Source organism: Novosphingobium ovatum (genome assembly GCF_009909235.1).
GTDB lineage: Bacteria > Pseudomonadota > Alphaproteobacteria > Sphingomonadales > Sphingomonadaceae > Novosphingobium > Novosphingobium ovatum.
In genome coordinates, this window is record NZ_JAAAPO010000005.1 from 241,273 (window position 1) to 261,389 (window position 20,117).

Consider the following 20,117-nt stretch of genomic DNA (forward strand, 5'->3'; position numbering starts at 1 on the left):
GCTCAAAGGAGACCCCCATGTCGTCAGTTCGTCCTTGGCGTGATATCGCCCGCCGTCAGTGCCGTCAGATCATGGTGGGCCGCGTGCCCGTTGGCGGCGACGCCCCCATCGCCGTGCAGACCATGACCAACACGCTGACCAGCGATGCGGGTGCGACGATCGACCAGATCCGCCGGTGCGAGGAAGCGGGCGCGGATATCGTGCGCGTGTCGTGCCCTGATGTGGAATCGACCGCCGCGTTCAAGCAGATCGCGCGGGCGGCCAATGTGCCGTTGGTGGCCGACATCCATTTCCATTACAAGCGCGCTCTGGAAGCGGCGGACGCGGGCGCGGCCTGTCTGCGCATCAACCCCGGCAACATCGGCGGCCATGACCGCGTGGCCGAAGTGGTACGCGCGGCCAAGGCCAATGGCTGCTCGATCCGCATTGGCGTGAACGCGGGGTCGCTGGAAAAGGACCTGCTGGAAAAATACGGCGAGCCCTGCCCCGAGGCGCTGGTGGAATCCGCGCTGGACCATATCAAGCTGTTGCAGGACCACGATTTCCACGAATACAAGGTGGCGGTGAAGGCCAGTGACGTGTTCCTGGCGGTGTCAGCCTATATGGGGCTGGCCGAGGCGGTCGATTGCCCGCTGCATCTGGGCATCACCGAGGCCGGCGGGCTGATCGGCGGCACGGTCAAAAGCTCGATCGGCATGGGCAACCTGCTGTGGGCAGGCATTGGCGACACGATCCGCGTCTCGCTCTCGGCCCCGCCCGAGGAGGAAGTGCGCGTCGGGTTTGAAATGCTCAAAGCCTTGGGCCTGCGCACCCGTGGCGTGCGCGTGGTCTCGTGCCCGTCCTGCGCGCGGCAGGGCTTTGACGTGATCAAGACCGTCGAGGCACTGGAAAGCCGCCTCAGCCACATCAAGACGCCGCTCTCGCTTTCGGTGCTGGGCTGCGTTGTCAACGGCCCCGGTGAAGCGCGCGAAACCGACATCGGCCTGACCGGCGGCGGCAATGGCAAGCATATGGTGTACCTGTCGGGCGTCACCAGCCACACGATCCAGTCGGACGCCATGCTGGACCACATCGTCGAACTGGTCGAGAAAAAGGCCGCCGAAATCGAAGCCGCCAAGGCCGAAGCGGAATTGGCGCAGTAAGCGGAGCGTGGGGGGAAGGCGCAGTTCTTCCCCCCACGCACGGCATTGCCTTGGCCGCATCCACCTTTCCCTAACGGCTGCGTGGTACTGCGGCAGCATGGGACAGTTGATCACGCGGGCTCTGGCCGCAACCTTTGTCATGAGCGTGCTGGCGGTGGCGCTGGCGCCGCGTGGGCCGCATGCCCGAGCCCCGCGTCAGGCGCAGGCCTTTGCCGCGCTGAGCACCAGCGCAGACACCGCGACCGGGTCGGGCAATCCGTGGGACATCAACGCCGCCCCGCCGCAGGCCGCTCCGGCCAGCGCGCCATCCGCGCCACAGGCCCGCGTCATTGGCCGCGACGACACGGGCCAGTTCCACATCGACGGGCTGATCAATGGCCAGTCCACCCGTTTTCTGATCGACACGGGGGCCGACATCGTGGCGATCTCCACGCAGGAGGCACAGCGGCTCGCCCTGCGCATCGACCAGACCGCCCCGCGCGCCATGCTGCGGTCCGCTTCGGGCGTCACCAGCGGCAGCTATGTCACGATCGAGCGCCTGTATGTCGCCGGGGCCGAATTGCACAATGTGCGCGCCGTGGTGATGGACGGGCTGGAGGGCAATTTGCTGGGGCAAAGCGCGCTGCGCCAGATGGGCCGGGTTGAACTGCGTGGCGATGCGATGATCATCGAGGGCAAACGTTAACGCGCCCTGGCGATTGCTTACTGGATTCGCCATAGGGTTGGGTGCGAAACCGATCCATTCATCGCCGGTAAATCCGCAACTTGGAGTCATTTGGGCTCAACTCGCCGCGCGATATGGGGTATCTGCCGCGAAACCATGGTGACACGGCAATGCAGTTGCTAGTTTGCCACTATAGAAATTTTATTCATGAGTCGCGCTTTCCCGATGATCGATACGAACTCACGAATTGCCACTGTGCCCGCCATTCTGGCGCCCGTGCCGCCTGTTGTTTCGCGCCGTTCGCTGATGCGCGGCGGTCTGGCGCTGGGTCTGGGCATGGCGATGCCTTCGGTGTTGAGCGAGAAGGTCTATGCGCAGGCCAGCACCCTGACCGAGTATGAGCGCCGCATCGTCACCGTGGCCAAGGAACAGGCCGAGCGGATGTCCTCGATCCTGCTGGACGCCTCGATCGTGGCGGTGGCCGATTTTGCCCGCCCGTCGGCCCTGCCGCGCCTGCATTTTGTCGATGTGACGGCAGGCGCGATGCGCTCGCATCTGGTGGCGCATGGCCGTGGGTCTGACCCGGAACATATCGGCCGGTTGCAGCATTTCTCCAATATTGTCGGCTCACTGGCCACGTCGCGCGGGGCCTATCTGACGTCAGAGCAATATGACGGCAAATATGGCCCATCGATGCGCTTGCGCGGGCTGGACGAAACCAATTCAAACGCCGCAGACCGCGCCATTGTCATGCATCCGGCATGGTATGCCGCGCCCGACATGCTGACCAAATATGGCAAGCTGGGGCGGTCAGAAGGCTGTTTTGCCATGGCCCCCGATGAATTCCATATTGCCCTGCAACATCTGGGCAGCGGCCGCCTGTTGTACGCTGGCCTGATTGGTGAGGCGTAAGGGCTGAGCGCCGCGTTGCTGTCGCCACAGGATCAGGCTGCCTATCGGCCTTTGCTGATCATCGCGGGGGTGGGCGCACTGGCGGTGTTTGGGCTGGGCGCGTGGCGGGTCAGCCAACATCACCCCGATGTGACCAAGGGCGCGCAAATCGCGCTGGAGATGCCCACCCGCGCATCGGTGGCGGAAATCAGCCAGTGCCTGTCGCGGGGGGAGCAACAGGCTTTGACCCTGACGCTGCCGCCATCCGTGGAAGAGGTGGCCGCCATGCCGGCCCCCACGCCCGCCCAATTGGGCCAGTTTCGCGTCAATGCCCGGCTGCGGATCGCCTTGCAGGTGGCTGATGGCCGGCTGCGGATGTGGACGTGGCACGGGCAATTGCACCCCACGCTGGCCGCGATGGTACGGCGCTGCGCCGCCAGTCCGGGCTGAGGCCGCGCCCCAGCCCAGAGCAAAGGCGGCCTGTTACAGCGGATTATCCAGCTTGATCACTTCCTCGGTGCTGGCGCGCTGGGTGGTGTGCAACTGGCGCGGGCGGCGGAACGCGTCCAGCACCGGCGCATCGCGCTCATAGATGTCGCCATAGCTGGTCAGTTCGCCCTGCGTGTTCACCCCCATGGTGAAATAGGAGATATACACCGGGAAGGTGCGCTTCATGATGACGCGCTTGTATTTCAGCGACTTATAGGCCTCCACCGCCTCATCCGGCGACAGGCTGCCCGAGACAATCGCCATCGTCATGCCCAGTTCCAGCGCATTTTCGGTGCGCAGACAACCATGCGAAAAGGCACGCACCTGCGCGGCAAACAGATGCTTGCCGGGGGTGTCGTGCAGATAGATCGCGTGCGGGTTGGGCATGTCGATCTTCATCCGGCCCAGCGAGTTGGTGTCGCCCGGCTGCTGCACCACCTGAATGCTGCCATCGGCCAGACGCGTCACCTTGTACCCCTGACGCAGCGCCGAAGCCGGGCTGCCGATCAGCTTTGCCCCCAGCCCTTCGCCCACGACGATCGACTGTGGCACGGTCCAGGTGGGATTGAACACCACCGCCTCGACCGTTTCGGCCAATTGCGGAGTGGCGGTCTTGCCCGGCTTGCCCACGATCACCTTGTACGTGCGGATGTTGCGCCCGTTGACGCCCAGACGCAGCATGAATTCGGGCACATTGGCAATCAGATAGGTACGCCCCAGATCACGCGGCAACCAGCGCCAGCGGTCCATGTTGATACGGATCGCCTCGCGCGCCTTGACGTCCTGCGGGCGCAGATTGGTCAGCGCCGCCTTCAGCGCGGCGTAATCGGGATAGGTCGGCGCAAGGCTGGCCAGCACACCGGCCACGTCATGCGTGGTGGTGGCGCGCATCAGCAATTGCTCGGTCGGCATGGTGTCCTGATCGGGGTCCACCGCAAACCACTGCACACGGGCGGGCATCGGCGTGCGGCCATCGCGCAGATCCTCGACCAGCCAGTCAAAGCTGCGGCTGGCCTGTTCGTCCAGCGTGGTGCCGGGGCCACCTGCAATCGCGGCGCGCAATTGGGCGGGCTGATAGTCGGCAGGGATCAGGCCTTCGCGGTCGATCGTGTTGATCGCCTCCAGCAGCGAGAGCGCATCGCCCACCGTCCACGCGGCCACCGGCATCGGCGCGGGCACCACGATCATCGTGGGGGCGCGCGGGGCGGGTGCGGGACTGGCCAAGGCAGAGGGCGCAGGCGACGGGCTGGCGGCCGCGCTGGAGACCGGCGCGGGGCGCGCGGTGGCCGTGGCGCTGGGGGCAACGCTGGGCACGGGACGCACGCTGGGAACCGCGCTGGGCGCGGGGCGAACCGGCGCGGGCTGGCCCAGCGTATCGGCCTTGCCCGCCGAACGCGGCGGATCGGCGGCGATCGCCATGCCGGCATGGCCCACCGCCAGCATCAACGTCAGGCCCAGCGCCGCCTTGCCGCGCGCACCTGCCTGCGGCTTGCGCGCCTGTTGGTGCTGTGCCTTGTCCGAAACCCTGCGCATGGTGATCGCCCCCAAAAATACCGAATACAGCCCGCCAACCCATTGGGCGCCGCGGAAAATGGGCGACATGCCGGCCGCCTTGACGGCCTGTCCCGCCCCTCACGCGCCTTTTGCCGCTTTCACGCGCATTCATCAAGCTTCCTCGATGACTGCATGATGAACTGCGCCCGCCGCCCCGGAGGCACGGCATGACGTTTCCATCGCGTGCTTTTGCCGATAGAGACGCAGCCATGGTTCGTCACCACCCTCTTTTGCCGATGGCGGCTGCGGCCTGCGGCATTGCCACGTTCAGCGTGATGGATGCCGCGATGAAGGCCGCGGCGATCGACAGCGGCGTGTTTGCCACGCTGATGTGGCGCGGCTTTGTCGGGGCGGCGATGGCCAGCCTGCTGTGGGCCCCGCAAGTGTGGCGCCAAGGCTGGCCGCCGCGCGGGCGGATCGGGCTGCATCTGGCGCGCTCGGTGGTGTCGACGGGGATGGCGTTCCTGTTCTTTTGGGGGCTGGTACGCACGCCGATGGCGGTGGCGATGGCGCTCTCGTTCTTTGCCCCGCTGATCGCGCTGTATCTGGCCGCCGCCTTTCTGGGCGAATCGGTGACGCGGCGGGCGCTGTTGGCCTCGCTGATCGGGCTGGCGGGCGTGGTGGTGATCGCGCTGGGGCGGCTGCATGAACCGGTTGCGGCGGGCGCGGGGTTAAGCGCGTGGGACAGCGCAATGGGTATCGCGGCGATCTTTGGCTCGGCGATGCTGTATGCGGGCAATCTGGTGATGCAGCGCCATCAGGCCCAGGTCGCCAGCCCGGCCGAGATCACCTTTTTCCAGGGGGCGTTTATTGGCCTGTTGCTCTCGCCCGGCGCGCTGTGGCTGCCCGCATGGCCTTCGGCGCAGGCCTGGCCGCTGGTGGTGGCGGGGGCGGGACTGGGCACGGTGTCATTGCTGCTGTTGTCGTGGGGCTGGGCGCGCGCGCCGGCGCATCGGTTGCTGCCGGTTGAATACACGGGCTTTTTATGGGCGGCGGCGGCGGGCTGGCTGTGGTTTGCCGAGCCGGTGTCGGGTGCGACTTTGGCTGGTGTCGGGCTGATCCTGATCGGCGTGTGGCACGGGGCGGGCGGGCGCGATCACGCAGGCGTCGATCTGGGCGATGGCCCACCCCCTACCCTTGCGCCCGAAACCGAGGCCACCGCCCGATAAGCGGCATGGAAAGGCGGTTTTAACGGCTGATCCGTGCGAATACCGGCCACTTGTTGCTATGGGTTCGCAATAGCAGCAATCCAGCCACATTCCTTGCCGCAAACGCGAGATTCCACCTTGGCCGCCCTTGACGCGGGCCTCATCACAGGTCAGTGGCCAAGCCAGCACAACCGCCGTTTCGCTTGGCATAACCACGCGCAATCCGTTACGCGCGCGGCCCAGTCAGGCGTTCCGGCCCACCAAGGTGAGGGAAGCCCAGATGACCCAGGTCGGACAGGACTCGCTTGGCACCCGCAGCAAACTGACTGCGGGCGGCAAGGAAGTCGCATATTACTCGCTGAAGAAGGCCGCCGCCAAGGTTGGCGACATCTCGCGCCTGCCCTTCAGCATGAAGGTGCTGCTGGAAAATCTGCTGCGCTTTGAAGACGGTGGCTTCACCGTGTCGGCCGCCGACATTCAGGCCGTTGCCGATTGGCAGAAGAACCCGACCGAATCGTCGAACGAGATCCAGTATCGCCCCGCCCGCGTGCTGTTGCAGGACTTCACCGGCGTGCCTTGCGTGGTCGATCTGGCCGCGATGCGCGACGCCATCGCCACGCTGGGCGGTGACACCAGCAAGATCAACCCGCTGGTGCCCGTCAATCTGGTGATCGACCACTCGGTCATGGTGGACGAATTCGGCCACCCCAAGGCGTTCGAACAGAACGTCGAGATCGAATATCACCGCAACATGGAACGCTATGACTTCCTGAAGTGGGGTTCCAAGTCGCTGAACAATTTCTATGCCGTGCCGCCGGGCACCGGCATCTGCCATCAGGTGAACCTGGAAAACATCGCGCAGGCGGTGTGGACCTCGGTCGACCAGAACGGCGAAACCGTTGCCTATCCCGACACCTGCGTCGGCACTGACTCGCACACCACCATGGTCAATGGCCTGGGCGTGCTGGGCTGGGGCGTGGGCGGCATCGAGGCCGAGGCCGCGATGCTGGGTCAGCCCGTCTCGATGCTGATCCCCGAAGTGGTCGGCTTCAAGTTCACCGGCAAGCTGAAGGAAGGCGTGACCGCGACCGACCTGGTGCTGACCTGCACCGCCATGCTGCGCAAGCACGGCGTGGTGGGCCGCTTTGTCGAATATTACGGTCCGGGTCTGGCCGATCTGACGCTGGCCGACCGCGCCACGCTGGCCAACATGGCGCCCGAATATGGCGCGACCTGCGGCTTCTTTGGCATCGACGAAAAGACTCTGGACTACATGCGCCTGACCGGCCGTGACGAAGGCCAGATCGAACTGGTCGAAGCCTATGCCAAGGAGCAGGGCTTCTGGATCGATCCGGCGATCGAGCCGATCTTCTCGTCCACGCTGGAACTGGACCTGTCGACCGTCGTGCCCTCGCTGGCCGGTCCCAAGCGCCCGCAGGACAAGGTGTCGCTGCCGGACGTGGACGATGTGTTCAACGCCGACATGGCCAACACCTACAAGAAGGCCCAGACCCGCGTCGCCGTCGAAGGCCGCGACCACGATCTGGGCGATGGCGACGTGGTGATCGCTGCCATCACCAGCTGCACCAACACGTCGAACCCCGGCGTTCTGGTTGCCGCCGGTCTGGTCGCCAAGAAGGCTGACGAGCTGGGCCTCAAGCCCAAGCCGTGGGTCAAGACCTCGCTGGCCCCCGGCTCGCAGGTCGTGACCGACTATCTGGACAAGGCTGGTCTGACGCCGCACCTCGACAACGTCGGCTTCAACCTGGTCGGCTATGGCTGCACCACCTGCATCGGCAACTCGGGCCCGCTGGCTGATCCCATCAGCAAGGCGATCAACGAGAACGGTCTGGTTGCGGCCGCTGTCATCTCGGGCAACCGCAACTTTGAAGGCCGCGTGTCGCCTGACGTGCGCGCCAACTTCCTGGCCTCGCCGCCGCTGGTGGTGGCCTATGCGCTCAAGGGTACGGTGATCGAAGACTTCACCACCACCCCGATCGGCGTGTCGAAGGATGGCGTGGACGTGTTCCTGAAGGACATCTGGCCCACCAACGAGGAAGTCGCCACCACCATGGCCGGTTGCATGGACCGTCCGATGTTCATGGCCCGCTATGCCGACGTCTACAAGGGCGACAAGCATTGGCAGGCGATCAACGTCACCGGTTCGGAGACCTATTCGTGGCAGGCCGGGTCGACCTATGTCGCCAACCCGCCCTACTTCGAAGGCATGTCGATGACGCCTGCCCCGGTGCAGGACATCGTCGAGGCCAAGCCGTTGTTGATCCTGGGCGATTCGATCACCACCGACCACATCAGCCCCGCCGGCAACATCAAGGCCGACAGCCCCGCTGGTCAGTGGCTGATGGAGCGTCAGGTGTCGAAGGCCGACTTCAACAGCTATGGCGCGCGCCGTGGCCACCACGAAGTGATGATGCGCGGCACCTTTGCCAACATCCGCATCAAGAACGAAATGGTCCCCGGCATCGAAGGCGGCTTCTCGCGCTATGGCGAGGAAGTGGGCGCGGTGTTCGACGTGGCCCAGAAGCACAAGGCCGATGGCACCCCGATGGTGGTCATCGCCGGCAAGGAATACGGCACCGGCTCGTCGCGTGACTGGGCGGCCAAGGGCACCAACCTGCTGGGCGTGCGCGCCGTCATCGTCGAAAGCTTCGAGCGCATCCACCGCTCGAACCTGGTCGGCATGGGCGTGCTGCCGTTGCAGTTCAAGGACGGCGACACCCGCGAGACGCTGGGCCTGACGGGTGATGACAGCTTCACCATCCAGGGCCTGTCGACGATCAAGCCGCGTCAGGACGTTGAGGTCAAGGTCACCCGCAAGGATGGCTCCAGCTTCACCTTCACCGCGCTGTGCCGCATCGACACCGCCAATGAGGTCGAATACTTCATGAACGGTGGCATCCTGCACTACGTGCTGCGCAAGCTGGCCGCGTAAGCGACCCGGCGATAGCCAAGCCATTGAGGGGCGGTCCTGCGGGGCCGCCCCTTTTTGTTGCGCGACGTGCGCGGCAGGTTGCGCGCGCATGGAAAAGGGCGCCACCGGTTGCCCGATGACGCCCTTTCCGCGAGTAAGGTAATGGATCAGGCGGCGGCCAGCACCGCGCCCTGTTCCCGGCGGCGGCGCAGAAACAAGGCCCCTGCGGCCGCGCCAAACAGCAACAGCATCGGCGGCGCGGGCACCTTGGTGCCACCCGTGGTCTGGGGCGGCAGTGGCGGCGGCACCGGCGGGTGGGGCGGATGATGGCGCATCCCGCCCGAAGCATAGCCATGCCCGCCATGATAGCCCTGTGCGCCCTCAATCGGGGGCAGGCCCGGCGGCGGCATCGGCACCATGGTCGTCTGACCATTGGGCTGACAACAAACCGTCTTTTTGGTCACCGTGGTGGTGACGGTGGTGGCATGGCTGCGATGCTGCACGGGCGCGGCCTTGTGGGCGGGCGCCTGCTTGGCATGCTTGACATATTCAGGTCGCTCTTTCGACGGTTGCTCGGCAATATGTGCCACACCACCGCCGACCAGCGCGGTTCCGGCGACAATCCCGGCGACCTTGGCAACGCCCAAACGGACCGACATGATCTGCTCACTTTCCTGTTTGATGCCGGGGTTGCGCCGGTGTGGCGCCAGCCCTGCCGATGTTCGGCGGGGCCTGTTCCAGCAGTTCACTAGGGATAGATGGCCTGTTGTGGCGGGCAGGAACAACCAAGGGCGCGGCGCGCGCCTGTCCAGATTCGGGAACCGGTTGGTTAACGCGGGGCCAGCGCCGTGGCCTGTCTCATGCCGGGACGAGGCCACGGCCAATCCTTAACGCGCGCGGGTGGCGACCACACGATCAGTCGTCCGAATCGTCAAACAACGCGGCCTGTGGCCCCGCCCGATTCGCCGGATCCTGCGGCGGCGTCAGGCCCAGATGCGTCCAGCCACGATCATTCAGGCACCGTCCGCGCGCCGTGCGCGCCACCATGCCCAGCTGGATCAGATAGGGCTCGATCACTTCCTCGATCGTGTCGCGCGGTTCCGACAAGCCCGCCGCCAGCGTGTCGGCGCCCACCGGCCCGCCCTTGTAGATTTCGGCGATCATGGTCAGGTAACGGCGGTCCTGCGCATCCAGCCCGGCATTGTCCACCTCCAGCCGGGTCAGGGCGTTGTCGGCGATGGCCTGGGTGATCGTGGTGCTGCCCGCGACATGGGCGAAATCGCGCACCCGGCGCAGCAAGCGCCCCGCCACACGCGGCGTTCCCCGCGAACGGGTGGCGATTTCCCGCGCGCCGCCCCGGTCGATACCAATGCCCAGCAGGCCCGCGCCGCGGGTGATCACCCGCTCCAATTCGTCGACGGAATAGAATTGCAACCGCACCGGAATGCCGAAACGGTCACGCAAAGGCGTCTGCAACAGGCCTGCGCGGGTGGTCGCGCCGATCAGCGTAAAGGGCGGCAGATCGATCCGCACCGAGCGCGCCGAAGGCCCCTCGCCGATCATCAGATCCAGCGCGCGGTCCTCCATGGCGGGGTACAGCACTTCCTCGACCACGGGATTCAGGCGGTGGATCTCGTCGATGAACAGCACATCGCCATGCTCAAGATTGGTCAAGAGCGCCGCCAGATCGCCCGCCTTGGCGATCACCGGGCCGGATGTGGCCTTGAAATTGACGCCCAGCTCGCGCGCGATAATCTGCGCCAGCGTCGTCTTACCCAGCCCCGGCGGGCCGAAAAACAGCGTGTGATCCAAGGCCTCGGCGCGGGATTTGGCCGATTCGATAAAGACGCTGAGGTTATCCTTGGCCGCCGCCTGACCCACAAACTCAGCCAAAGTCTTGGGCCGCAGCGCGGCGTCCATATCCTCAATCTGGCGATGGGCGGAGAGGAGGGGGTTGTCGGTCATATCACCCGCTCGCCTTCTTCAGCGCCAGGCGGATCAGCGCGGACACGCCCGCTTCCTCGCCCAGATCGGCGATGGCGGCGTCAGCCGCACTCACGGCCACCTGCGGCTTAAAGCCCAGGTTCTGCAACGCCGAAACCACATCCGCCGCGACATTGCCCGCCGGCAGCGCCACGCCGCCCGCCGCCGCGACCGCGCCCGCAACGCCAGGGGCAAAGCCCAGCGCGCCCGCCTTGTCCTTCAACTCGTTGACGATGCGCGCCGCCAGTTTTGGCCCCACGCCATTGGCCCGCGCCACTTGTGCCGCATCGCCCCCGGCACAGGCGCGCTGCAATTCCTCGACCGTCAGGGCCGACAGGATCGCCAGCGCCACCTTTGACCCCACGCCCTGCACCGCCGTCAAGAGGCGGAACCACGCGCGTTCGCCACTGCTGGCAAAGCCGATCAGGCGCATGTCGGTTTCGGACACCTGCATTTCGGTGTGCAGCACCACCGCGTCGCCCCGCACCCAATTCGACAGCGTGCGCGCCGAACAGAACACCAGATAGCCAACGCCGCCCACGTCCACGACCGCCCAATCAGGGCCAAAGTCATCCAATATGCCGGTGAGTTTCGCAATCATCGCCCGCGACATTAGCCATAGCGGAACGATTTGGGAACATCTTTACGCGGGCGGGCAGGGGAAAACCGCTGGCGCCCCTGCCCCAACCCCTCATTTACGCACGTAGCCGGGGACTTCGGGCGGCACGTCGCGGGCGTATTTGCCAAAGGTATCGACCACGCCCTTGTCCGGACCGTCCGTTGGCGGGTCCAGCAGGTCGGGGCGGTCCTTGGCCACGCGGTCCAGCACGGCGCGGGGGATATCGTCATGCGTGCCGGTGATCTTGTACGAATGCATCCGCCCCATCAGCACGCCATCCACGCCCGACTGGCCCATCTTCATCCACGGCCACCACGGCCCCTGCCGCATGAAACCGCCGTGATAGCGGGCCGATTCCACCGATCGGTCGTCGATCTCGGCGCGGGGGGTATAGAGGACGAAATGTTCGGACGGGTTGACCATCCGCCCGGACGAAGCCTTGGGCCAGCCTTCGGGCGTGACCGGGTTGGCATATTCATGGGCATAGTCCCAGCCCAGCAGATATTGGTCGCCGATCACTTGCCAGGGCAGGCGATAGGGTTCCTCGGCCTGACGGGCGAGGCCGCCTTGCCCCAGATCGTTGTTCACGGTCTTGCTGCCGTTGACCTCATACACCTTCTTGGTCAGGCCCAGCGTGCCGCGAAAAGCGTCATTCAGGAAGTTGTAGACCTCGACCTTTTCGCCGGTCCACGGGTTATCCCATGTGTCCAGAATGCGCCCGGTTGCCAGGTCAGTGAAATAGCCGCACTCCTTGCCCAGCACCTTGACGCTGCCATCGGGCAGGATCTGGTTGCGGATATTGCCAAAGCCGACAAAGCCGAACAGCGGTTGGGCGCGCTTCTTGCCCACCAGCGCGTATTGGATGCCCTGATAGGCGCTGATGACCGGCTTTGGCCCGATCGTGCCCCACATCTTGGCAAAGCCATAGAGGTTGTCGCGGGCATCCATCACGTCCAGCGGGCGGATATGGCCGTCACCGCGCCCTGCCGCCGCCACAGCGGGCGCAGGCATCAGCCCTGCCGCGCCCACCATGCCGATCCCACCCAACAGGCCTCGGCGTGAAACAGCCGAGGCCCCCATCATCGTGTCGATCAACATCACTTGGTTCCTTTGTGCGCAGGCGTGGGGCGGAACAGGCGCGGGGCAAAATCGGCCAGATAGTCGCGCCAGTTCATCCACGTGTGCCCCCCGCCCGTTTCGCGATAGAGGTGGCCGATGTGGTAGCGGTCAAACACCGCGCGGGTGGGCGCGGCGGTGTGGTACAGGAAATCGTCCCGCCCCATGGCGAAATAGACCAACCGCATGTCCCGCGCCGACCGCTTCAGCGCGGCGTCATTCTCGCGCATGTAGTCGTCGATCTTGTCCTGATGGATGTCCGCCGTGCGGGCCACACCCAGCCCGATCGAGAACACCCCGATCCAGTGGAAGGTGTCGGGCCGGTTCACCCCTTCGCGCAGCGTGTGCTGCCCACCCATCGACAGCCCCGCCATGCCGCGCGCATCAGCCGTGGGAATGGTGCGGAAATTGGCGTCGACATAAGGGATCAGATCGCGCGTCAGATCATTGCCGAAATCATGGTTGGTCCACATCATGGCTTCGGGCCGGTCAGGCGTATGGCCATCGGGCATGACGATAATCATCGGCACCGCCTTTTTCGCGGCGATCAGGCGGTCCATGATCCAATGGGCATGGCCGGTGCTGATCCATGAATCGTCACTGTCGCCCGCGCCATGCACCAGATACAGCACCGGATAGCGCCGAGCGTCCTTCATATAGCCGGGCGGGGTATAGACATGCGCGCGGCGCGTCATGCCCAGCGTTCTGGACTCATAGGTGATGGTCGAGACCACCCCATGCGCGATTCCCGGATCATAGGCCTGAAACGCGGCCGATGCGCCCGGCACCTGCAACACGCCATCCACACCCGTATGTGGAAAGGCCCAGTCGGTGCCAAAGGGATCGGCCGTTTTCACCCCATCCACGCGAAAGGAAAAGCGGTGCGTGCCCGGCGTCACCGGGCCGGGGGTGGTGGCGCTCCACAGGCCGGTGGCATCGCGTTTCAGCGGCAACGGCACAGCGGCAAAGGCGCCAGCAGGGCGCGGCAGGAGGTCGATGTCGCTGGTCACCTCGACCTTTTGCGCGGCGGGGGCGCAGATGCGGAAGGTGACCTGTCCATCGGCCCCCACCTGTGTCGAGGCGAAAGGCGGGGTGCGCGCGGCAAACCACTGTGTCGGGCAGGCGGGGGGCGCCGCAGGCTGTGCGGCGGTTGCGGCGGTGGGCGCAGGCTGTGCCATCAAACAGGCCGGCAGCCCCGCGACCACCAAGGCCGCGGCTATCTTGTGAACTCTCGACACGGGTGTTCTCCCCAATCCGTGCTGGCAATGGCGGCAGGCTGACGCAGCGCGTGGGCATCGCAACCCGCCACCGCCCCCTATCCGCCCATCGGAAGGCCCGCCTCCGCGCTCCCCCCCCCCTTTTCCCGCCGTGATGGTTTGCATCGCCGCCCCGCCTTGCCTAAGCTGTTGGTCATGCAAGCGCCCCCCCCTTCCGCCGCCCTGCCCCGTGACGAGTTGGCGATCTGGATGGTGGTGCTGGTGGCGATAGTCCTGCGGGTGCTGACCTATGCCCCGCATCAGATCGGCTATGCCGACGAGTTCATGCAATATCTGGAACAGGGCAAGCGGCTGGCAACGGGCCATGGCATCGTGCCTTGGGAGTATCGCTATGGCGCGCGCGGGGCGCTGATCCCGCAATTGCTGGCGGTGCCATCATGGCTGGGGGCACATCTGGCGCCGGGGTCGAATCTGGGGCTGGGGCTGGTGCGGCTGGTGTTTGCCGGGTTTGGCGCGCTGTTGCTGTGGGCGGGATGGCGGATTGGCGGGCTGGTGTCGCCCCGCCACGCGCTGGCGGTAATGGCCGCGCTGGCGGTGTGGTGGGAGGCGGTGCTGTTTTCCCATCTGATGCTGTCGGAAAGCATCGGGGCGGCGCTGATTCTGGCGGGCGCCGCGCTGGTGCTGGACGGGCGCAGTGCGGCGCGCGCGCTGATGCTGGGCGGGATGCTGATCGGGCTGGGGGTGATCGCCCGGCTGCAATATGGGCTGTTTGCCGCCGTGCTGGTGCTGGGCGCGCTGCCGTGGCGGGGCGGGCACGCGGACTGGCTGCGCTGGCGCTGGGTGGTGCTGGGCGGATTGGTCGCGCTGATGGCTGGGGCAATCAGCGATCTGGCGATGGGCTGGACGCCCTATCGCTGGGTGCTGGTGAACCTGTCGATGAACATGGGCGGCAGCGCCGCGCGCGCGGCACGTTTCGGCACCGAACCGGCCACCTATTACCTGAAACTGATGCTGGCGCATGGCGGGTTGTTGGCGCCGGTCATTCTGGGCGCGGCCGTGTGGGCGGGGGTGCGGATCGTGGTGCTGCGCCCGGTGCTGGCGGCGGCGGTGGTCAATCTGGTCGCGCACAGCCTGATCACGCACAAGGAATACCGCTTTGTCTGGATCTCGGTCGCGGCGCTGGTGATGCTGGCGGCGGCGGGCGCGGCACAGGTGGCGCTGCAACGCTGGCCGGGCCTGTCGCCGCGCCGTCTGGCGGTCGGCGCGCTGGGTGGCTGGTGGCTGCTTTCGGCCAGCGGTCAGGCGATGTCGGGCGGCTATGCCAGCATGCGCGGCGGCGCGGCGATCACCGGCCTTGCGGTGCGGGCGGCCGATACGCCGGACATATGCGGCATCGCGGTGGCCAACCAGTGGCGCGCGCATGTCGTGCCTTCGATCCTGCGCCATGACGTGCCATTGCTGGTGGCGCCAGCCGGCGTGGTGGACGATGGCGAAACGCTGCCTGCCGCGGTGCAGGCGGGGGCCAATGCGCTGGTCCTGCCGCGCCGCCCGATCGGCAGCGAGGCCTATGACGCCATTGGCTGCCTGCCCATGCCCCAAGGCCGGGCCTGCCTGTTCATCCGCCCGGGCGGGTGCAAGCCCGCGCCTGCATACAGCTATCAGGCGGCGCTGGCGCGTGAGGACCTGTAACGCTTAACGGTGCGCGCCCACATGATGCGCATGGGTGATCGCCACGGCCAGCGCGTCCGAGGCGTCCGATCCGGCCAGACGCACGCCAGGCAGCAGCACCTTGAGCATGTGCTGCACCTGCTCCTTGGCCGCGCCACCGGTGCCGACCAGCGCCTTCTTGATCACCTTTGACGGGTATTCCGACACCGGCAACCCCGCCCGCGCCAGTGTCAGCAACGCCGCCCCCCGCGCCTGACCCAGTTTCAGCGTCGATTGCGGGTTCACGTTGACGAAGATCTCCTCGACCACGCCAAAGTCGGGTTTGTAGATCTCGATCACGCGGGCAATGGTGGTGTCCAGCTCCAGCAAGCGCTCAGCCATCGACAATTCCTTGTCGGTGCGGATCTGGCCGTTGGCGATGTGGCTGATGCGCGTTCCCGCCTTGGCGATGACGCCCCAGCCGGTGCAGACAAGGCCCGGATCAATGCCCAGAATGATCATGCCAGTGTCATCACAGCGGCAGCCCCAGACGCGCGCCCAGATGCACCATCACGGCATACAGCGCCACCGTCAGCCCACAGCCCGCCGCCAGCGTCAGCCAAAACCCCACGCCATGACGCAGCATGACCGCCATCAGCAAAAACATCGGCAATGAGGGCAGCACATACCAAAAGGTCGCCTGTGCATGGGCGGCCATATTGGCGGCATCGGGCCGCGCCCACCACAGGAACATCATGCCCAGCACCGACACCAGCGGCAAAGACGCGACAAGCGCGGCCACAGTGGGCGCGCGCTTGCCGATTTCCGCGATGGCGGCAATGATGATGCCCGAAAGCGCCGCCCTTGCCACCAACTGGATCGAGGGCGATGTCACCGTCAACCCAGCGAGGCCATGACATCATCGGGGATGTCGTAATTCCCCCAGACGGTCTGGACGTCATCATCGTCTTCCAGCACGTCGATCAGCTTGAGCAGCGTAGCGGCGGTGTCAGCGTCCACCGTGGTCTTGATCTGCGGGCGCCAGGCCAGCTTCACGCCCTCGGCCTCGCCCAGCACCTTTTCCAGCTCGCGCGCGACGGGGTGCAGCGAATCGACCGAAACCCAGATCGAGTGACCGCCCGGGTTCTCGTCGCCATCGCCCATGTCCGATTCAACGTCATCAGCGCCAGCCTCGATCGCGGCTTCCAGCACCTTTTCCTCGTCGCCCACCTTGGCCGGGTATTCGATCAGGCCCAGACGGTCAAAGCCATGCGACACAGCCCCCGCCGTGCCCAGATTGCCGCCATTCTTGGCAAAGGCGGTGCGCACATTGGTGGCGGTGCGGTTGCGGTTGTCGGTCAAGGCCTCGACGATGATCGCCACGCCGCCCGGGCCATAGCCCTCATAGCGCACTTCTTCATAGTTCTCGCCGTCACCCTTGCTCGCCTTGTCGACGGCGCGGGCGATGTTGTCCTTGGGCATCGACTGCGCCTTGGCGGCGTTGATCGCGGCGCGCAGACGCGGGTTCATGTCCGGGTCGGGCATGCCCATCTTGGCCGCCACGGTGATTTCGCGCGACAGCTTGCTGAACATCGCCGAGCGCTTTTTGTCCTGCGCGCCCTTGCGGTGCATGATGTTCTTGAATTTGGAATGGCCTGCCATGGGTCGCTTCGTCTAGCTGTTATGGGAATCGCCGCGCGATAGCCGTTTGCCGCCCGTTGGGCAACCGGTGAGCGCGATTGACAGGGCAAGCAATTGCGTGACACCCTACCTGCATGGCCGTTTCGTCTAAATCTACAAAACTGGACTTTGAAGCACTCTTCGTCAGAACGCTTCTAAGCGATGTTATGGAAGCGCGAGGTCGCAGGGACGCTGACGATACCGAGGCAAATCGCCGATCACTGATAAGATCAAGCTTCGCCGCTGCCGAAGGCCTTGTTTGGCAATATCGACAACACATTATCGACATTGCCGAAACGCTCAACAAGCTGGAATCTAGAGAAATTCTAGCCCTCTCCGAACATTCTTATCACGTTAACACTAGTGGAAACATTTCCACTCAACCAAGATTTGTTCCGCTAACCGCAACAGTACGTCTAGTCGCTCGCATGGCCAAAAAAATATCCCCAGAGAGTGCGATTGATTTCGACAAAAATGAATGGAACCAATTTCAAAAGGCAATAACTATTCGCAATCGCCTAACCCACCCAAAATCAGCGCATGACCTTCAAATCAATAAACAAGACATGACCGAGGCCATGACGGGATTCATGTGGCTCTGCGATGCACTCATCAGCAGCATGGCACACGCTAACAATGCTCTTGCCGATTTTTCGGCAATAGCTCACGCATGCATCAAAGATCTTCTGGCGGGGGATCCAGATACTGTCCAAGCTTACTTAGCAGCTTCTGAAGATTAGCCCCGCCAGTTTTTAATTACACACTTCAGTCAATACCCAGCGCGTTCTTGTAGACTTCCAGGATGGCTTCCTGTTCCTTGCGGTCGTCGGGCTTCATCTTGCGGATGCGGACCACCTGACGCATCGCCTTGGGGTCATAGCCGGTGGCCTTGCCCTCCAGATAGACGTCCTTGATATCGTCGCCGATACCCTTTTTCTCTTCTTCCAGACGCTCGATCCGCTCGATCAGCAGGCGCAGGCGTTCATCAGCAGCCATTTCAGCCATGGGTTTGCTCTCCATAAAAGGGGCCCCACGCGGGGCGCAAAAGAATCGGTCGGGGCCGTCCGATAACGGCGCGGCACGCCCGCGAAAAGAGCGCACGAGGGAAATCCCCAGCCAGTTTGGCGGCGAAATCCCCCGCGCGGTGATCGCCCTCAGGCGTTGCGCTTCAGGCTTTCGGCCATGCGGGCCAGTTGTTCCGGGGTCGCCTCGACGTGATATTTCGCTTTCCATTCATCGGGATGCATCCCGTGGATCAGGCTGCGGGCGGCCTGTTTGTCCAATGGCGCGCCCGCATCAACGATCCATTCGGCCAAACAATTACGGCAAAATCCCGATAGACCCATCAGATCAATGTTGGCCGCGTCATGGCGATGACGCAAATGCCGCACAAGGCGGCGAAACGCGGCCGCCGCCTGCGCGTCGTCCAGTTCGTCCAGCGGATCGGGTACATTCATATTCATGGCATAAGTCCTTGGGTATAGACGCGTTGTGGGCCATAGCAGCCTGCGCGCAATCGCACAGCAGGGGAGTATTTCGGGTGAGTAAGGTTGATCCACGCGGGCGCAAGGTCAAGATTCTGGCCACGTTGGGCCCCGCCAGCCGCAGCCCCGACATGGTGCGCAAACTGATCAAGGCTGGCGCTGACGCCTTCCGCGTCAACATGAGCCATGCCGATCATGCCACCCATGCCGAAACCATCGCCACCGTCCGCGCGGTCGAGGCCGAGCTGGGCAAGCCGATCGCCATCCTGTGCGACCTGCAAGGGCCCAAGCTGCGCGTCGGCACGTTCAAGGACGGGCGCGCGGTGATCCGCCATTCGGGCCATTTCACGCTGGACCGCAATCCGGAGCCGGGCGACGAAAACCGCGTCTGCCTGCCGCATCCCGAACTGTTCGGCATCCTGCAAAAGGGTCAGCGCCTGCTGATCGACGATGGCAAGCTGCGCCTGCGCGTGATTCGCGCCGACGAGAACGAGATCCTGTGCAGCGCCGAAGTGGGCGGCGTCATTTCCGACCGCAAGGGCGTGAATGTGCCTGACGCGGTCGTGCCCGTCCCGGCCTTGACCGAGAAGGACCGCCGCGATCTGGCCTTTTCGATCGAACATGGCGCGGACTTCATCGGCCTGTCGTTCGTTCAACGGCCCGAGGACGTGGCCGAATGCCGCCGCCTGATGGGCGGCCACGGCAATCTGATCGCCAAGATTGAAAAGCCCGCCGCCATCAGCGAGCTGGAAGGCATCATCGAGCTGTCGGACGGCATCATGGTGGCGCGCGGCGATCTGGGCGTCGAACTGCTGCCCGAGGAAGTGCCCCCGATCCAGAAGAAGATCGTCGAGCTGACCCGCCGCAGCGGCAAGCCGGTGATCGTCGCCACGCAAATGCTGGAATCGATGATCGAAAGCCCGGCCCCCACCCGCGCCGAGGTGTCGGACGTGGCCAACGCCGTTTACGATGGCGCGGACGCGGTGATGCTGTCGGCCGAAACCGCGGCGGGCCAATGGCCCGAGGAAGCGGTCTCGATCATGCACCGCATCGCCACGCAGGTCGAACGCGACAGCTATTACCGTCAGCGCGTCCATCTGGCCGAAATCAACCCCGACCAGACCACCGCCGACGCCTTGGCCAAGGCCTGCGCCGCGATTGCCGACACGGTGACGCTGACCGGCATCGTCATCTTTACCGGCAGCGGCTCGACCGCGCGGCGCGTGGCGCGTGAACGCCCCTCGGTGCCGATGCTGGTGCTGACCCCCAGCCAGAAAACCGCCCGCAAGGCGGCGCTGCTGTGGGGCGCGCATGCCGTTTACACCCGCGACATCGGCAGTTTTGAGGAAATGATCGCCAAGGGCAAGCGCATGGCGCTGCGCCATGGTTTCGGCACGGCCGGGTCCAAGCTGGTGACGCTGGCGGGTGTGCCGTTCGGCACGCCGGGGGCGACCAACCTGCTGCATATCGTCACGCTCAAGGGTAACGAGCTGGAGCTGTACAAGGCGCTGGAAGACGACAGCAACGAGGGCTGAAGGTGACGGGCGGGGC

Annotated in this window: 20 protein-coding genes; 9 read left to right on the plus strand and 11 right to left on the minus strand. The window is 65.0% G+C overall.

Annotation, left to right across the window (positions count from 1 at the left end):
* The first annotated feature begins 17 nt into the window (after window positions 1-17).
* The 4 genes from ispG to GTZ99_RS13525 all read left to right on the plus strand — a co-directional run bounded on the left by ispG (window position 18) and on the right by GTZ99_RS13525 (window position 3,147).
* Window positions 18-1,142 carry a flavodoxin-dependent (E)-4-hydroxy-3-methylbut-2-enyl-diphosphate synthase gene (gene ispG / locus GTZ99_RS13510; RefSeq protein ID WP_161719728.1) on the plus strand — a complete coding sequence of 375 codons (1,125 nt, stop codon included), beginning with the start codon at window positions 18-20 and terminating at the stop codon, window positions 1,140-1,142.
* Between the two features lie 97 nt (window positions 1,143-1,239).
* On the plus strand, window positions 1,240-1,827 hold the full coding sequence (locus GTZ99_RS13515) for a retropepsin-like aspartic protease family protein (RefSeq protein WP_161719730.1): 588 nt from the start codon (window positions 1,240-1,242) through the stop codon (window positions 1,825-1,827).
* A gap of 186 nt (window positions 1,828-2,013) precedes the next feature.
* Window positions 2,014-2,718 (plus strand): murein L,D-transpeptidase catalytic domain-containing protein, encoded by a 705-nt coding sequence (locus tag GTZ99_RS13520; RefSeq protein ID WP_227711344.1) that lies wholly within the window; start codon window positions 2,014-2,016, stop codon window positions 2,716-2,718.
* 15 nt (window positions 2,719-2,733) lie between these two features.
* On the plus strand, window positions 2,734-3,147 hold the full coding sequence (locus tag GTZ99_RS13525) for a hypothetical protein (RefSeq protein WP_161719732.1): 414 nt from the start codon (window positions 2,734-2,736) through the stop codon (window positions 3,145-3,147).
* Between the two features lie 33 nt (window positions 3,148-3,180).
* On the opposite strand, the gene GTZ99_RS13530 is transcribed toward GTZ99_RS13525, so the two are convergent.
* Window positions 3,181-4,788, minus strand: a complete 1,608-nt coding sequence (locus GTZ99_RS13530) for a L,D-transpeptidase family protein (RefSeq protein ID WP_227711345.1) — start codon at window positions 4,786-4,788, stop codon at window positions 3,181-3,183.
* Window positions 4,789-4,949: 161 nt separating this feature from the next.
* On the opposite strand from GTZ99_RS13530, the gene GTZ99_RS13535 reads away from it, so the two are divergent.
* Together GTZ99_RS13535 and acnA are read left to right on the plus strand one after the other, a co-directional pair.
* Complete coding sequence (locus GTZ99_RS13535; RefSeq protein WP_161719734.1) at window positions 4,950-5,909, plus strand: DMT family transporter; 960 nt, start codon at window positions 4,950-4,952, stop codon at window positions 5,907-5,909.
* A 259-nt stretch (window positions 5,910-6,168) separates the two neighbouring features.
* Window positions 6,169-8,841, plus strand: coding sequence for an aconitate hydratase AcnA (acnA, locus tag GTZ99_RS13540; RefSeq protein ID WP_161719736.1), 2,673 nt, complete (start codon window positions 6,169-6,171; stop codon window positions 8,839-8,841).
* Window positions 8,842-8,987: 146 nt separating this feature from the next.
* Here the strand turns inward: acnA and GTZ99_RS13545 are convergent, their stop codons facing one another.
* The 5 genes from GTZ99_RS13545 to GTZ99_RS13565 form a co-directional block, all read right to left on the minus strand.
* On the minus strand, window positions 8,988-9,479 hold the full coding sequence (locus tag GTZ99_RS13545; RefSeq protein ID WP_161719737.1) for a PEP-CTERM sorting domain-containing protein: 492 nt from the start codon (window positions 9,477-9,479) through the stop codon (window positions 8,988-8,990).
* Between the two features lie 256 nt (window positions 9,480-9,735).
* Window positions 9,736-10,785 carry a Holliday junction branch migration DNA helicase RuvB gene (gene ruvB / locus GTZ99_RS13550; protein WP_161719739.1) on the minus strand — a complete coding sequence of 350 codons (1,050 nt, stop codon included), beginning with the start codon at window positions 10,783-10,785 and terminating at the stop codon, window positions 9,736-9,738.
* A gap of 1 nt (window position 10,786) precedes the next feature.
* Window positions 10,787-11,404 (minus strand): Holliday junction branch migration protein RuvA, encoded by a 618-nt coding sequence (gene ruvA, locus GTZ99_RS13555; RefSeq protein WP_161719741.1) that lies wholly within the window; start codon window positions 11,402-11,404, stop codon window positions 10,787-10,789.
* A gap of 90 nt (window positions 11,405-11,494) precedes the next feature.
* A complete protein-coding gene (locus GTZ99_RS13560) occupies window positions 11,495-12,520 on the minus strand; it encodes a DUF1838 family protein (protein WP_161719743.1) in 1,026 nt (341 codons plus the stop codon).
* Window positions 12,520-13,716: an alpha/beta hydrolase gene (locus tag GTZ99_RS13565; protein ID WP_161719745.1), complete on the minus strand. Its 1,197-nt coding sequence runs from the start codon at window positions 13,714-13,716 to the stop codon at window positions 12,520-12,522. The genes GTZ99_RS13560 and GTZ99_RS13565 overlap by 1 nt, the downstream gene beginning before the upstream one ends.
* Window positions 13,717-13,950: 234 nt before the next feature.
* Between GTZ99_RS13565 and GTZ99_RS13570 the strand changes: the two genes are divergently transcribed.
* Window positions 13,951-15,444 carry a glycosyltransferase family protein gene (locus tag GTZ99_RS13570; RefSeq protein ID WP_161719747.1) on the plus strand — a complete coding sequence of 498 codons (1,494 nt, stop codon included), beginning with the start codon at window positions 13,951-13,953 and terminating at the stop codon, window positions 15,442-15,444.
* Window positions 15,445-15,447: 3 nt separating this feature from the next.
* On the opposite strand, the gene ruvC is transcribed toward GTZ99_RS13570, so the two are convergent.
* The 3 genes from ruvC to GTZ99_RS13585 are packed head-to-tail and all read right to left on the minus strand — an operon-like array spanning window position 15,448 to window position 17,064.
* Window positions 15,448-15,924: a crossover junction endodeoxyribonuclease RuvC gene (gene ruvC, locus GTZ99_RS13575; protein WP_161719749.1), complete on the minus strand. Its 477-nt coding sequence runs from the start codon at window positions 15,922-15,924 to the stop codon at window positions 15,448-15,450.
* A gap of 10 nt (window positions 15,925-15,934) precedes the next feature.
* Entirely contained in the window at window positions 15,935-16,303 is a 369-nt protein-coding gene (locus GTZ99_RS13580) for a DUF3147 family protein (protein ID WP_201742531.1), read from the minus strand.
* The gene (locus GTZ99_RS13585) at window positions 16,300-17,064 is read right to left on the minus strand and encodes a YebC/PmpR family DNA-binding transcriptional regulator (RefSeq protein WP_161719751.1); all 765 of its coding nucleotides are present in this window, start codon (window positions 17,062-17,064) and stop codon (window positions 16,300-16,302) included. The genes GTZ99_RS13580 and GTZ99_RS13585 overlap by 4 nt, the downstream gene beginning before the upstream one ends.
* Before the next feature lie 113 nt (window positions 17,065-17,177).
* On the opposite strand from GTZ99_RS13585, the gene GTZ99_RS13590 reads away from it, so the two are divergent.
* Window positions 17,178-17,822 (plus strand): hypothetical protein, encoded by a 645-nt coding sequence (locus tag GTZ99_RS13590; RefSeq protein ID WP_161719753.1) that lies wholly within the window; start codon window positions 17,178-17,180, stop codon window positions 17,820-17,822.
* A gap of 25 nt (window positions 17,823-17,847) precedes the next feature.
* On the opposite strand, the gene GTZ99_RS13595 is transcribed toward GTZ99_RS13590, so the two are convergent.
* Together GTZ99_RS13595 and GTZ99_RS13600 are read right to left on the minus strand one after the other, a co-directional pair.
* Window positions 17,848-18,087 carry a DUF2312 domain-containing protein gene (locus GTZ99_RS13595; protein WP_161719755.1) on the minus strand — a complete coding sequence of 80 codons (240 nt, stop codon included), beginning with the start codon at window positions 18,085-18,087 and terminating at the stop codon, window positions 17,848-17,850.
* A 149-nt stretch (window positions 18,088-18,236) separates the two neighbouring features.
* Window positions 18,237-18,545: a DUF1244 domain-containing protein gene (locus tag GTZ99_RS13600; RefSeq protein ID WP_161719757.1), complete on the minus strand. Its 309-nt coding sequence runs from the start codon at window positions 18,543-18,545 to the stop codon at window positions 18,237-18,239.
* A 77-nt stretch (window positions 18,546-18,622) separates the two neighbouring features.
* Between GTZ99_RS13600 and pyk the strand changes: the two genes are divergently transcribed.
* The gene (gene pyk / locus GTZ99_RS13605) at window positions 18,623-20,101 is read left to right on the plus strand and encodes a pyruvate kinase (RefSeq protein WP_161719759.1); all 1,479 of its coding nucleotides are present in this window, start codon (window positions 18,623-18,625) and stop codon (window positions 20,099-20,101) included.
* The last annotated feature ends 16 nt before the right edge of the window (window positions 20,102-20,117 follow it).

Excerpts from the sequence above, each read along its gene's own strand:
- GTZ99_RS13565 (WP_161719745.1), bottom strand. The coding sequence starts at position 13,716 with ATGGCACAGCCTGCGCCCACCGCCGCAACCGCCGCACAGCCTGCGGCG.
- ruvB (WP_161719739.1), bottom strand. The coding sequence starts at position 10,785 with ATGACCGACAACCCCCTCCTCTCCGCCCATCGCCAGATTGAGGATATG.
- GTZ99_RS13535 (WP_161719734.1), top strand. The coding sequence starts at position 4,950 with ATGGTTCGTCACCACCCTCTTTTGCCGATGGCGGCTGCGGCCTGCGGC.
- GTZ99_RS13560 (WP_161719743.1), bottom strand. The coding sequence starts at position 12,520 with ATGTTGATCGACACGATGATGGGGGCCTCGGCTGTTTCACGCCGAGGC.
- GTZ99_RS13530 (WP_227711345.1), bottom strand. The coding sequence starts at position 4,788 with ATGTCGCCCATTTTCCGCGGCGCCCAATGGGTTGGCGGGCTGTATTCG.
- ispG (WP_161719728.1), top strand. The coding sequence starts at position 18 with ATGTCGTCAGTTCGTCCTTGGCGTGATATCGCCCGCCGTCAGTGCCGT.
- ruvC (WP_161719749.1), bottom strand. The coding sequence starts at position 15,924 with ATGATCATTCTGGGCATTGATCCGGGCCTTGTCTGCACCGGCTGGGGC.
- GTZ99_RS13570 (WP_161719747.1), top strand. The coding sequence starts at position 13,951 with ATGCAAGCGCCCCCCCCTTCCGCCGCCCTGCCCCGTGACGAGTTGGCG.
- ruvA (WP_161719741.1), bottom strand. The coding sequence starts at position 11,404 with ATGATTGCGAAACTCACCGGCATATTGGATGACTTTGGCCCTGATTGG.
- GTZ99_RS13520 (WP_227711344.1), top strand. The coding sequence starts at position 2,014 with ATGAGTCGCGCTTTCCCGATGATCGATACGAACTCACGAATTGCCACT.
- GTZ99_RS13515 (WP_161719730.1), top strand. The coding sequence starts at position 1,240 with ATGGGACAGTTGATCACGCGGGCTCTGGCCGCAACCTTTGTCATGAGC.
- GTZ99_RS13600 (WP_161719757.1), bottom strand. The coding sequence starts at position 18,545 with ATGAATATGAATGTACCCGATCCGCTGGACGAACTGGACGACGCGCAG.
- GTZ99_RS13595 (WP_161719755.1), bottom strand. The coding sequence starts at position 18,087 with ATGGCTGAAATGGCTGCTGATGAACGCCTGCGCCTGCTGATCGAGCGG.
- GTZ99_RS13585 (WP_161719751.1), bottom strand. The coding sequence starts at position 17,064 with ATGGCAGGCCATTCCAAATTCAAGAACATCATGCACCGCAAGGGCGCG.
- acnA (WP_161719736.1), top strand. The coding sequence starts at position 6,169 with ATGACCCAGGTCGGACAGGACTCGCTTGGCACCCGCAGCAAACTGACT.
- GTZ99_RS13545 (WP_161719737.1), bottom strand. The coding sequence starts at position 9,479 with ATGTCGGTCCGTTTGGGCGTTGCCAAGGTCGCCGGGATTGTCGCCGGA.
- GTZ99_RS13590 (WP_161719753.1), top strand. The coding sequence starts at position 17,178 with ATGGCCGTTTCGTCTAAATCTACAAAACTGGACTTTGAAGCACTCTTC.